Source organism: Pseudanabaena sp. SR411 (assembly GCF_002251945.1).
GTDB lineage: Bacteria > Cyanobacteriota > Cyanobacteriia > Pseudanabaenales > Pseudanabaenaceae > Pseudanabaena.
The window spans coordinates 127,731-140,855 of sequence record NZ_NDHW01000037.1 but is presented as its reverse complement, the minus strand read 5'-3'; the positions used below and the strand labels follow the sequence as shown (position 1 = coordinate 140,855).

At 43.7% G+C, this 13,125-nt stretch carries 10 protein-coding genes and 1 tRNA gene; 4 read left to right on the top strand and 7 right to left on the bottom strand.

The window, feature by feature from the left end; all coding sequences use genetic code 11:
- The first annotated feature begins 4 nt into the window (after nt 1-4).
- Together B9G53_RS02430 and adhE are read left to right on the top strand one after the other, a co-directional pair.
- Complete coding sequence (locus tag B9G53_RS02430) at nt 5-454, top strand: hypothetical protein (protein ID WP_094528724.1); 450 nt, start codon at nt 5-7, stop codon at nt 452-454.
- Between the two features lie 37 nt (nt 455-491).
- Nucleotides 492-3,083, top strand: a complete 2,592-nt coding sequence (gene adhE, locus B9G53_RS02425) for a bifunctional acetaldehyde-CoA/alcohol dehydrogenase (protein ID WP_094528723.1) — start codon at nt 492-494, stop codon at nt 3,081-3,083.
- 167 nt (nt 3,084-3,250) lie between these two features.
- Here adhE and lpxA read toward each other — a convergent pair whose 3' ends face one another.
- Both lpxA and B9G53_RS02415 read right to left on the bottom strand, forming a co-directional pair.
- Entirely contained in the window at nt 3,251-4,093 is an 843-nt protein-coding gene (gene lpxA / locus B9G53_RS02420; protein ID WP_094528722.1) for an acyl-ACP--UDP-N-acetylglucosamine O-acyltransferase, read from the bottom strand.
- A gap of 175 nt (nt 4,094-4,268) precedes the next feature.
- The gene (locus tag B9G53_RS02415; RefSeq protein WP_094528721.1) at nt 4,269-7,214 is read right to left on the bottom strand and encodes a response regulator; all 2,946 of its coding nucleotides are present in this window, start codon (nt 7,212-7,214) and stop codon (nt 4,269-4,271) included.
- A gap of 85 nt (nt 7,215-7,299) precedes the next feature.
- On the opposite strand from B9G53_RS02415, the gene B9G53_RS02410 reads away from it, so the two are divergent.
- Together B9G53_RS02410 and B9G53_RS02405 are read left to right on the top strand one after the other, a co-directional pair.
- Entirely contained in the window at nt 7,300-8,220 is a 921-nt protein-coding gene (locus B9G53_RS02410; protein WP_094528720.1) for a TIGR01777 family oxidoreductase, read from the top strand.
- 48 nt (nt 8,221-8,268) lie between these two features.
- Nucleotides 8,269-8,475, top strand: a complete 207-nt coding sequence (locus tag B9G53_RS02405; RefSeq protein WP_141211681.1) for a hypothetical protein — start codon at nt 8,269-8,271, stop codon at nt 8,473-8,475.
- Nucleotides 8,476-8,761: 286 nt separating this feature from the next.
- Here the strand turns inward: B9G53_RS02405 and B9G53_RS02400 are convergent.
- From B9G53_RS02400 to B9G53_RS02380, 5 genes are all read right to left on the bottom strand, one after another.
- Nucleotides 8,762-8,843: transfer RNA gene (locus B9G53_RS02400), tRNA-Tyr, on the bottom strand.
- 99 nt (nt 8,844-8,942) lie between these two features.
- Nucleotides 8,943-9,794 (bottom strand): CPBP family intramembrane glutamic endopeptidase, encoded by an 852-nt coding sequence (locus B9G53_RS02395; protein WP_254923515.1) that lies wholly within the window; start codon nt 9,792-9,794, stop codon nt 8,943-8,945.
- A 197-nt stretch (nt 9,795-9,991) separates the two neighbouring features.
- On the bottom strand, nt 9,992-10,273 hold the full coding sequence (gene clpS, locus B9G53_RS02390) for an ATP-dependent Clp protease adapter ClpS (RefSeq protein WP_094528718.1): 282 nt from the start codon (nt 10,271-10,273) through the stop codon (nt 9,992-9,994).
- A 247-nt stretch (nt 10,274-10,520) separates the two neighbouring features.
- On the bottom strand, nt 10,521-11,603 hold the full coding sequence (locus B9G53_RS02385) for a DUF3474 domain-containing protein (RefSeq protein ID WP_094528717.1): 1,083 nt from the start codon (nt 11,601-11,603) through the stop codon (nt 10,521-10,523).
- A 31-nt stretch (nt 11,604-11,634) separates the two neighbouring features.
- Nucleotides 11,635-13,074: an ATP-dependent DNA helicase RecQ gene (locus tag B9G53_RS02380; RefSeq protein WP_094528716.1), complete on the bottom strand. Its 1,440-nt coding sequence runs from the start codon at nt 13,072-13,074 to the stop codon at nt 11,635-11,637.
- Nucleotides 13,075-13,125: the final 51 nt, after the last annotated feature.

Here is a 13,125-nt window from a genome sequence, read left to right as displayed (position 1 = left end):
GGTTATGCTACACAAACATTATGAACAATATCAAGAGAAAATCATCTCTCTTTGGGTTGTATTCTTGTTAGGTTTACTCTTCCATACCCAACTAGGATTGATGCCCCTATTTCACGGGCTAAATATTATCACCTCCCAATCTCAAAACATGGCAGAGATTGCTCCAATTATGTGGTTGATGCTGCTCTTCTTCGTGCTACCAATGGCGGCAATTATCGGTACTGTTTTTACCAACTCAAGGCGCTATCGCACGATCCACTTTAGTTTTACGGTACTTTACACCATCCTAAATCTCTCGCATCTTATCGCCGATATCATGGTGCAGACAGATTTGTATCAAATCGCACTCATGGCAATTCTATTCGTGATCGGGCTTTTGATTAATATTGTTTCTTGGCAATGGATGCGCGATCGCTCCCAGAAATCCACCCATCAACATCTAACGCAAGCTTAATCTAGAAATTTCGACAAAAATATCAAGAGAATTGAAAATGAAAGTTACAAATATTGAAGAATTGGAATTGTTGATTCAACGAGTGAAAGCAGCGCAAACGGAATTCTCTACTTTCACACAGGAACAGGTCGATCGCATTTTCAAACAGGCGGCTCTCGCAGCAAATGCAGCGCGGATTCCCTTAGCCAAGGCGGCGGTGAAAGAGTCGGGCATGGGCGTAATCGAAGATAAAGCGATTAAGAATCACTTTGCTTCGGAGATGATTTACAACAAGTATAAGAATGATAAAACTTGCGGTGTAATTGAGTCCGACAAGCATTTTGGCTATGAGCGCATCGCTGAACCCGTAGGAATTTTAGCGGGGATCGTACCTGTCACCAATCCCACTTCAACGACTATTTTCAAGTCATTGATTGCGCTGAAAACCCGCAATGGCATCATTTTCTCGCCCCATCCACGCTCTAAAGGATGCACGATCGCTGCTGCAAAAATTGTCCTTGATGCAGCCGTAGCCGCAGGTGCGCCCCCCGATATTATTGGCTGGATTGATGAGCCAACCGTCCCCCTCTCTCAAGCTTTGATGCAGAACTCAAATATCAAGCTGATTCTGGCAACTGGCGGGCCAGGGATGGTCAAAGCTGCTTACTCTTCGGGCAATCCTTCCCTCGGTGTAGGTGCAGGTAATACGCCCGCGATCATTGATGAAACCGCGCATATTCAGATGGCGGTGAGTTCGATCATTTTAAGCAAAACCTTTGACAATGGCACGATTTGCGCCTCTGAACAGTCAGTCGTCGTTGTCGATGCAATTTATGAAACCGTCAGAGAAGAATTTATCAAGCGTGGTGCTTATTTCCTGAATGCGGAGGAACGCGATAAGGTTCGCAAGGTGATTTTGACCGATGGACGCTTGAACGCGGAAATTGTCGGACAAACGGTGATTAAAATCGCTGAAGTTGCAGGGTTTGCGATCCCAGACAATACCAGAGTTTTGATTGGTGAGGTTGAAGCGATCTCCAAAGATGAACCTTTTGCCTTCGAGAAGCTTTCACCAATTCTGGCAATGTATCGGGCTAAAGATTTCCATGATGCGGTAGACAAGGCTGAAGAGCTAGTTCTATTTGGTGGACATGGACATACTTCGGTGCTGTATACGGCTCCTAGTAATCAGGAACATATTCGCTATTTCGAGCATAAGTTGGAAACTTCGCGAGTACTAATTAATACACCATCATCGCAGGGTGCGATCGGCGATCTTTACAATTTCCGTCTCGATCCTTCGCTAACCCTTGGTTGTGGCTCATGGGGTGGAAATTCTATTTCTGCGAATGTCACCCCTCATCATTTACTGAACGTCAAAACCGCCGCCGAGCGTCGCGAAAATATGCTCTGGTTTCGCATCCCACCCAAAATTTACTTCAAGTCTGGCTGCTTGCCTGTCGCACTGAGGGATCTCATGGGCAGAAAACGCGCGTTGATTATCACCGATCGCCCTTTATTTGAACTTGGCTTAACCAAAGAAGTCACCGACAGTTTGGAAGAAATCGGACTTGCCCACTACACCTTCTATGCTGTCGAACCTGATCCTTCCTTGGCGACAGTTCGCAAAGGTTTGGCAATCTGCAATAGTTTCAACCCCGATGTGATCATTGCTTTTGGTGGCGGATCGCCAATGGACGCAGCCAAAATCATGTGGCTGATGTACGAACATCCTGAAATCGAATTTGAAGGCTTGGCGATGCGATTTATGGATATTCGCAAACGGGTCTATGAGTTGCCCCCTCTAGGCGCAAAAGCGATTTTGGTTACTGTGCCTACTACATCGGGAACTGGTTCTGAAGTTACTCCTTTTGCCGTAGTTACCGATGAAAAAACGGGAATCAAGTACCCTCTCGCTGATTATGCTTTGACTCCGAATATGGCGATCGTCGATCCTGAACTGACGCTGAATATTCCCAAGCGACTCACGGCTTACGGAGGTATTGATGCGCTTACCCATGCGATCGAGTCCTATGTTTCTGTCCTAGCCTCGGAATACACCAATGGCTTAGCCCTTGAGGCAATTCGTTTGTTATTCAAATATCTGCCCAGTGCCTATAAAAATGGAGCTAAAGATCCTAAAGCAAGGGAAAAAGTCCATTACGCTGCCACGATCGCAGGGATGGCATTTGCCAATGCCTTCCTAGGTGTATGTCACTCGATCGCCCACCAGTTAGGCGGTACTTGTCATATTGCTCATGGGCTAGCCAATGCGCTGATGATCTCCCATGTAATCCGTTACAATGCCACCGATACTCCCTTTAAGCAAGCAATCTTCTCCCAAAACAAGTATCCCAATAGTAAATGGCGCTATGCCCAGATTGCTAACTATTTAAACTTGGGTGGTGAGACTGATGATGAGAAGGTGGAATTATTGATCGCTGCTGTGGAAAATCTCAAACGTCAAGTGGATATTCCTAATACGATTAAAGATGCGCTTTCGGAGCAGGGAACTGGTGAAGAGTTCTTTATGGCTCATGTGGAAGATATGGCGGATCAAGCCTTTGATGATCAATGCACGGGTGCAAATCCTCGCTATCCATTAATTGCTGACCTCAAGCAGTTAATGCTCCAAGCCTATTACGGCTAAGCATCAATAAAGCGGATCAAGGCAGAGCTTTGCTCTGTCTTGATCCGCTTTATTTGAACTAAGAGGGTAAATACCCCACCGCTCTGCGGTGTGAGTAAATTCTAGTAAAAAAGAATTTGATACCCCGTCCGCTTGCGGCGGGGTTATTCATTTTTGATGGCGAAGCCCTAATCACGATCTTCTTCGATGCGACTTGCACCTTTTTCATAGAGTTTACAAATGCCGCGACGGCTATTCTTAATGAAATTACAAAATAATTGAATATCAGGATTGTCGGCAAATTCAGGATCTGACTCTAAAAATTCGATCGCTTGAGTGCGATTGCGATCAGACTTATAGATCACTTCATAGGCGGAGAGAATAGAGCGGCGGCGATCGTGGCTAAACCCATTGCGACGTAGACCAAGGCGATTTAAACCAAACACCATATTTGTGTCCACAGCCATGCAATAGGGTGGCACATCCATGCCAAGGCGAGTTTGTCCACGAATCATCGCATAGGAACCAATGCGCGTGAATTGATGCACTACTGAGTCCCCGCCCATAAAGGCGTGGTCATGTACCTCTACATAACCCGCCAACAACACATTATTTACTAAAATTACCCGATCGCCGATCGCACAGTTATGAGCTACATGAGCGCCTGTAAAAAATAAATTATCATTGCCAATGCTTGTTGCTGAGCCTTCCTTAGTGCCGCGATTGACCGTCACATATTCGCGCAACACATTGCGATCGCCAATCTCCACAAAACTAACTGCGCCTTTGTAAGAGGTATCCTGAGGCTCAGAGCCAACGATTGCGCCATAGCCAATTTGGTTGTCATGACCGATCTTGGTATGTCCTGTGATGATTGCTCTAGCGCGAATCTCGCAGCGATCGCCAATCTCCACAAACTCGTCAATAATGACATCAGCTCCGATGGTTGTCCCCTCACCAATTTTGGCGTGGGGATGAACGATGGCGCGGGGATGGATCGTGATATTAGGATTTGGTTTGGTGTTTGGCATTGAAATAGCGGTCTATATGCTGGGGCGCTAGAAAACAATCAATAGTCTATCGCAATCATCGGCAAAGTACCCAGAATTTGAGGATTCGCCACGCCGTAGGCGCGGCGAATCCTCATGGAAAGCATTATTCCAAAGCAAAAAAATGGCTATGCCATTTTTTTGCTTTGGAATAATGCTAATTTGCTGCTAAGACTCCCAATTTATAGAGTCTTTGGACAATTTCTTCTAGCAGTTGTGTGTAACTATAATTAGTCTTTTGGAGGATTTTTTGGACTGATCCACTTAGACGAATGCAGTCTGCATTGGTCAAATCCTTAGCGGTGATGATGATAATTGGAATTGATGGAGTGTTATATCGTAGTCTCAGTAAATGAATAAATTCAAAGCCATCACTATTAGGCATCATCAGATCGAGCAAAATTACTTGCGGTAATTGATCAACCATCAACTCTAAAGCGACCTGTCCATCTTGGGCTTCCGAGACAATACAATTCTCCTTTTCCAGCATCCGTTTTAACATTGCTCTCGTATTCAGATCATCTTCAATGACTAATACTGAAAGCTCAGACTTCTGCTCAGTGCGGTATTTATCAATGATCGTCAGCAAGCGATCGCGATCAATCGGCTTAAACAAATAATCATTTGCCCCAATCTCACAGCTTTGGTGGTTTTCGTCACTATCATTAATTGTCAACAAAATAATTGGAATTCCAGAAGTTAAAGGTTGTGACTTTAATTCCTTCAGCATTTCCCATCCACTTATAGAAGGAGTTTGCATATCTAAAATAATCGCATCAGGTAAGATTTGGTAGACTAATTTCATGCCATTCTCTCCACTTAGGGATGAGTAGATAGAAACTCCTAGATGATTAAGAGAGGCATGGGTACTTTGATGGATTATCGGATCATCAGCAATCACTAAGATTGCAGGATGTTTGGGATGTGGTTTACCTGCTTCGTTTGGTAAATATTGAGGCAATTCTGATAAATTAGGCAAGGAATTTTGTCCGTTTTTGGGCAAGTTTTTGATCGCACTTTCGCAATCAATAGGTAAACAAATCGTGAAAGTCGAACCTCTTCCTAATTCGCTTATTACCCTAATATCACCACTCATCATTTGGCAAAGACGATGACTAATGGCAAGCCCTAGCCCTGTCCCTCCATATTGTCTGGTTGTGGAGCTATCAGCTTGGTTGAATGGCTGAAATAGTCTTTGCAGATTTTCGGGACTAATTCCTATGCCCGTGTCACTAATCGTGAAGCAAAAGAATTCTCCTTGAACATAATTTTGGCGATTTACCTGAATTTTAATTTCACCTGATTTCGTAAATTTACAGGCATTACTTAAAATGTTTAAGAGAACTTGGCGTAGGCGCGTCATATCGGCGCGAATCTCTCCAAGTTGGAGATCGCATTCTATCTCTAGACGATTATTGTTTTTGAGCAACAATGGCTGAATTGTTTTACTGGTATCGAATATCAGCATTGGTACATCAAAATCATCGTAATAAATTTCTAATTTACCCGCTTCAATTTTGGTCATATCCAAAATGTCGTTAATCAAATCTAGGAGATGCTTTCCAGACCGATAAATTTTTTGGAGATCATCTTCAAAATCATCCAATCCCAATAACGCCGCATCCTCCTGCAACATCTCGCTATAGCCAATGATCGCATTGAGAGGTGTGCGTAACTCATGGCTCATATTGGCGACAAAGGTGCTTTTGGTGCGATTTGCTTCTAAGGCGCGATCGCGTGCTAGTGCAAGTTCTTCATTCATCAAGCGGAGTCTTTCTTCGTCTCGTTTGCGCTTCATCAATACCCCTAACTGCATGGCGATCGCCCCGATTAAGCCTACTAATTGCTGATCGCGATCGTTGGGAGATCTAGTAAAGAAAGCCATAATCGCAACAACATTGGTGTCGGCACTGACGGGAATTGCCAAACCCGATCGCAAACCACATTCTAAAGCGGGATATTTGCGTAAGAAGTGGGACTCGGTCTCCAGAGAAATATCCCAAATCCATTCTGGGCGTTGATTTCCCCAAACTCTCCCTGGGAAACCAATTCCTGTTGGGAAAGAAATTCTCTCACTAAATTGACGGAAATCTTCTAAACCCTCAATACTGCTGTACCATGCAGGGCTACAGATCAAATGCTCATCCCCCGATGGTATCCATGCTTCACCATAGTCCCATCCCGTAAATTGACAAATTTTGGTGAGGGCTACTTCTAACGCTGTTTGAAAATCATTAGCGGCACTAATTTCTAAGGTTAAGCATTGTAATAATTGAGATTCTTCTTCCGCCCGCTTGCGTTGAGAAATATCCTGTACAGTACCTTCAAAGCCGATTAGAGTTCCATCAAAATCCCTGACTGCACGTACATTTTCCGAAATCCAGATTTTTGTGCCATCGCGGCGATAAACCTGAGATTCAAAATTAGAAACTGTGTCATGGGTACGCAAAACATTAATAAATTCTTGACGACGCAATGGGTTCACATAAATCTGATTGGCAATATTCGTGACATTACTAATCAGAGACTCCGCCGAAGGATAACCATAAATCTGAGCCAACATGGAATTGGCGATCAGATAACGTCCATCTATCGTGGTCTGGAAAATTCCCTCGATCGCATTCTCAAAAATGCCTTGATACCTAGCTTCAGCATTTTCGAGATCGTTACGCAGTTTGGAAGTTCTTAATTGTAATAATTTATGGATTTCCGTCGCTTGTTGCACAACTTCTACTAAATCTTCTACTTTATAAGGCTTAGTAATATATTTAAAAACCTTTGATTGATTAATCGCTTCCACCAAGTCGCGCACATCAGTATGGGCGGTCAAAATAATTCGCAAGGTGTCAGGATACATTTCCGCAACTTGGCTCAAAAACTCAGTTCCAGACATCATGGGCATTCGCTGATCGGAGACGATGACCGCAATATCTGGTTCATTCGCTAAAATTGCCAACGCCTCAAATCCATTTTTAGCCCGCAGGATCAGATGACTTCGATGAAAAATACGTTGAAGTAAGTCTAAGTTATCTTCTTCATCATCCACGATCAACAGTTTGTTGCGTGACTTTTTGCTTTGTTTATTTTCTGGTGAACTATGCATGTATGTGGTTACGAAGATGTTTTCACATTAAAATAAGCGACTAGTCTTGGGTTGATGTCTCTAATAATTTAAGCAAAAATATATGATGAAGATTGTATTAACGGGTGCTACTGGGTTTGTTGGTGTGAAATTAGTTGAGCGGTTACATGCTTTAGGTAATCGCATTATCGTTTTAGCGCGGAATTCCCAAAAAGCCAATCAGCAATTTCCCCAAGAATCTTTTCCCAATGTTGAAGTAATTAGCTACAAGCCTTTTGAATTAGGCGATTGGATGAAGGTGATATCTGGTAGCGATGCAGTAATTAATCTGGCTGGCGAACCCCTCGCTGGTGTGCGTTGGACTGATAAACGTAAGCAAGAGATCCGTGATAGTCGTATTTTAACTACAAAAGTGTTAGTTGAGGCGATCGCCCAAGCCGATGTGAAACCACAGGTATTAATTAGCGGCTCAGCGATCGGTTACTACGGTACAAGTCTGGATAAATCCTTTGACGAATATAGTAATGCAGGTGATGACTTCTTAGCTAATGTTTGCAAAGACTGGGAAGCTGCTGCCGATGTTGTTACAGGCTTGGGCGTGCGCCTAGTCAAGCTGAGAACAGGAATTGTATTAGGAATGGGTGGGGCGATCGCCAAAATGTTACCGATTTTTCAAGTTGGTGGCGGCGGCAAAATTGGCACTGGCAAGCAGTGGTTTTCATGGATTCATCGCGATGATCTGGCGGAACTAATCATTTATGCTGTGAATAATGCTCAGATTACAGGGGCGCTCAATGCTACGGCTCCTAAAGCTGTCACCAATGAAGATTTCACGGTTGCCTTTGCCAAAGCGATTAAACGTCCTGCTTTTTTACCTGTGCCTGCAGCGGCGTTGATCTTGGTATTTGGCGAAGGTGCAACGGTATTGCTAGATGGTCAGCGAGTTGTGCCACACAAGGCTGAGATTAATAAATTCACGTTCCAATATCCAGATATTGACGCAGCACTAGGTCAAATTTTTGCTTAATAAAAAAGAGTTCAAAGCTTGGCTAGCTAACCAAGGAGAATAATTCAGATGAGTATGACATTTGAGCAATTGCAAATTATTGCCGAACAAGCCTTGATCCTCTCAGAAAGGAATAGCCAATCAATCTCTAGGCTAGAGCAAGAACTGAGGGAAACTCGCTCTATTGTTGACTCTAATGCAAGAGCAATACAGGCAACTAACAACGCATTAGATGCAAAGTTTAACCAGATCGCTGATGCTGTCATCAGAGGTTAGAAAGGTTAGAAAGGTTAGAGCGTAGAGATAGGAAAGTAGACAAAGAAATTCGCGGCTTACGCATTGAGACAAGGCGGATGTTAGAGCGATGGTTAGGAGAGCCATTTACTGATGATCCAGACTTAGATGATGATGACTCCGAATAATTCCACTATTATCTGAACGAAAGAGCTTTTTTGCCAGTGGTGCTTTGCATCCACTGGCAAAAAAAGCTCTTTCGTTGGTTTGACTAGTAATTACTGAAATAAAAGGGAGAGTGAACTTAGTTCACTCTCCCTTTTTGAGATGGGCCGAGCTGGATTTGAACCAGCGTAGGCGTAGCCAGCGGATTTACAGTCCGCCCCCATTAACCACTCGGGCATCGACCCCTTACTTGGTTGTTTTCCAAGCGAATCTAATCATATACACTTATTGCACTACTTGCAATAGGCATTTTCATAAAAAATAAAAAGAGGCTTAGCCTCTTTTTATTTTTTATGGAAGCCGATCGCGATCGCACTTAAAAAAATAATTCCCATCACACCTGCGATCGGATTGCCACTAATACCCGTTACCCATTCAGGCACAGCGCCTGTTGGTTTTAACCAATGGGTCGTATTAACGATGTAATAGCACCAAACCAAGCCACCATGTAAGCCCACCGATACTCCTAATCTGCCACCACATCTGCGTCGTGCTAGGACTAGGGCAACACTGAGCATCACCAAACCGAGAAATTGGCTCCATGTTTCGAGGATTACATTTAGGGGCTTAATAAAATGCAAAATCGCAAATACTAAACTGCAACCCAGTAAAGCTGTATTTTTGGAATAATCGCGCTCTAGCTCTGATAGCATCCAACCTCGAAACAACATTTCCTCTGCAAATCCTACGCCCACAGAAGTCAATAGCCCTGGTAATATCGCCCCTTGCCAATCGACAAAATAGACGCCGATCGCTGGTAAGAGGTTATCTGGTAAGGGCTGCTGCCAAGTGACAGTTTGCACTGATAGCCAACCCAGACTTACCTGTAGTCCAAAGAAAATAATTAGGGTCACACAGCCTAGCCCTAAGCCGAGCAAAAAATCGCTGCCATTTTGGCGAGTAAATGACAAACCGTAATAGCGATAGGGATACGAATATTTAGCAATTTTGCGTCCCCAGAACCAAATTAATCCCAAAAATCCGCAATACAACAAAATGGTTAGCCCAACGCCAACCGCCTCACCCCAAATTAAATACATTGGTGCAGCGATCGGTAGCCACAACACCAATAAAGTTAGTAAAAACAGAATGATGCGTGCTGGTGCTGGATAGGAATTGAGGCGATCAAAATTCACAATAAAAAAACAGGTAGGATTTTGTTATTAACAATCCTACCTGTTCTATATATGGCTGTCGTCAGTCTTGTTAGCACATAAAACCCACAAGATAAGATGCGGCGCTTCGCGCCGCATCTTATCTTGTGGGTTTTAATACAATTGGCTATAGATATATTCAGCGTTTAATTAAGAAGGCGGTGCTTTGTCCTGCCTTCCTATGATTCAGGCTCAATGGTGCTAGTTAAGCCTTTGCTTTGTAGTCCTTCACAATAAAATTCGGCATGTTCTTGTACACAGGTAATGACTAAGGCGCAACCACTCGCATGAGCCGCCATCATAATATCTACAGCTTGCGGCTGGGTAAGCCCATTTACGACTTGCATTAAGGTTTCAACAACATATTCCATTGAGTTGTAATCGTCGTTATGTAACAAAACCCGATATCTTGGTGCAATTTTGCGTATGGTTTCGGGACGTTTAATAGTTTCGGTAGACATATATTAGGCAGCCTCCAACAAAGGTTTGCAATCAGGGGAATTTATGTTTTTAGATAATTGCGGTATTTGGTTTGGAGTATTAAGTAAGATAAAAGTGTTTGCTGATCTGCTTTGTAGATAAGACAGTAATAATACTTAATGCTCACTTACATTATAAGTACGAACCCAAAAAATGTGAAGTGGACGCTTTTTCCCAAAAAAGATAGGGGGGCGCATTGCGCCCCCCTATCTTTTTTGGGATCGGTTTTTAATCTGTAAGTCGATCGCTGTAATATACGCCGCTGCCTGAGTCAGGGACAAATATACAAGCCTTTTGAGAAGTAAAAAAGGATTTCCAGATTGGCACGTTGGAAACTCGGTAATATGAGCCTAAAACTGGTTTGATCGCTTCAGTAGCAGTCTTAAGGTGATAGTGAGGAATACCAATAAAGATGTGATGGGCAACGTGAGTGCCGATATTGTGGTGGATATCGTTGAAGATTCCATAATCACGATCAATGGTGGAGAGCGCTCCCTTCAAGAAATACCAATCTTTCCCACGATACCAAGGAATATCAGCTTCGGTGTGGTGGAGATAGGTCACAAGATCAAGCCACACGACAAAGATAAGGTAGGGGACGATATAAAACTTGAAGAGAAATAGGAATCCATAGGTAAAACCCAACCATCCTAAAAAGCCAACCATCACTGAAAAGAGGATGCTGCTGGTGAGAATATCGTTAGTCTCAGATTCTCGGAAAAGATCATTGTTGGGAACGAAATGCGAGGCTGTGGGACGCGCAGGCGATCGTTTAAATAAATACAAAGGATAAGCAAATAAGAGGGCATCAAAGCGGATGAATTTCCCAATCCAGTCCATCGCCTTGTATTGGCTCTCAGTAACTGGATACCAACTTTCATCGGTGTCAATATTAGCCGTATTTTGGTGATGGGTACGGTGGCTGATGCGCCAGCCATGATATGGCACGAGAATCGGAATATGGGTTAGGTGACCAACTAAGTTGTTTAGCCATTTAATGCGTGAGAAAGAACCATGTCCGCAGTCATGACCGACGACGAAGAAAGCCCAAAACATTGTCCCCGTAGCAAACCAAAAAATTGGATAAAACCACCATGCATCTAAATAAGCAGCAGTGGCATATAAGCCCACGATAATCGCCGCGTCGGCAAAAAAATAGGCGAGCGATCGCCATACATTTGGAGCAAAACATTCAGCAGGAATAGCGGCTTTTACATCTTGGAAGGTGAACGGAAGCTCGGTTTGAGATGTCGAAGATGTATCGGTAAGCGGGTTGTCAAGATTGATCCGATGAATAGTCGAAGACGACACGTATATTTCCCTGTTGTTAAGAAAAATTAAGTTAGCTTCTAGATTTTAGCAGTAACTTGGATTCTTCCTCAAAACCAAAGTTATCAAGTAAAAAAGCCCAGCGATCGCCTTTTACACGGCTATAAGCTTGCATTTGAGCAATTTTGCTTTGATCCCCCATTTGCTGTTTTAGTTTTTGTTGCTGGTTATGTAAGCCATGAATTTCATAAACAAATGGTGTTTTCCATGTGAGATGTCCTGCGCGATGCAACAGCCCCAGAGCGATCGCTGCATCGGGATGTAATTTGGCAACTTCCGCGAAAGTTCCTTGTCTCGGTAGCTTTGGCAAAAGGGCTAGAGCTTGTTGTTGGATTTTTTGCTGCTGTTGCAAGAAAAAATTTACCCTTTGGCGATCGCTATCATCGAGTAATCCTGTGGGTTCACTGACTAACATCAAAGCCTCAGCAGGTTTGCCATCGCGTCCTGCTCGTCCAATTTCTTGGATATATTCTGAAAGTGTTAAAGGCGGATGAAAATGCAAGACCCAACGGGTGTCTGGTTTATTGATGCCTAGCCCGAAGGCTGAAGTGCAGATCACAAAGGGATATTGATTAGTCAGCCATTGCTGCTCGATATGTCGTCGCTCTTGGGGTGGTAAACCTGCATGATAGGCGGCGGTTTTAAACGAATTGTTTTGTAACCAAGTGGCTAGCATCTCCGCATCACGACGACTCCGCACATAGATCAATCCCGACTGCCCCTTGCGATCGCGGATAAATTTGAGGGTGCGTGATTTGCGTCCTGCGTGTGTCCATGCGATCGCCACTTGGAGGCTGAGATGGGGACGATAGGGGCTAGTACGGATGATTTGGGGATTCTCTAGCTGTAAACAAGCCTGCAACTCAGAAGTTGTATCGCGATCGGCCGTTGCTGTAAATGCTGCTAGAGCTATGTGTGGGTGATGATCAGGCTTTTGTGCCATCAAAGCCGATCGCACGGCTCCTAATCGACGATAGCTCGGTCGAAATGAGTCTCCCCACTGCACCAGACAATGGGCTTCATCAAGCATTAGTCCTGAAATTTTTAATTGGCGATCGCTGAGTTTTTCCCAGACAGGCTGACTCAAGAGAGTTTCTGGAGAAATATAAAGCAAGCTCGTGTTTGGGAGATTACGCAAAACCTCGCGGCGCTCTATTTGCGATAAGTTACTATGCAAACAAGCGGCGGAGAGATTTCGCGATTTGCAGTCCCGTACTTGGTCTTCCATCAGAGCAAGTAAAGGAGAAATCACCAAAGTTAGTCCTTCATTGATGATTGCTGGCAACTGAAAACAAATAGACTTACCTCCGCCTGTTGCCATAATTGCCAAACTATCTTGTCCCCTCAACAAGCTGGCAACTACTTCACGCTGAGATGGACGCAAATCGTCATATCCCCATATTTTCTGAAATGTTTGCTGAACTTCCGTCCATTCTCTACATATTTCTGACATTGTTATTAACGAGCCATTAATAACAATATTTTATAAGTAATTCAGTATATT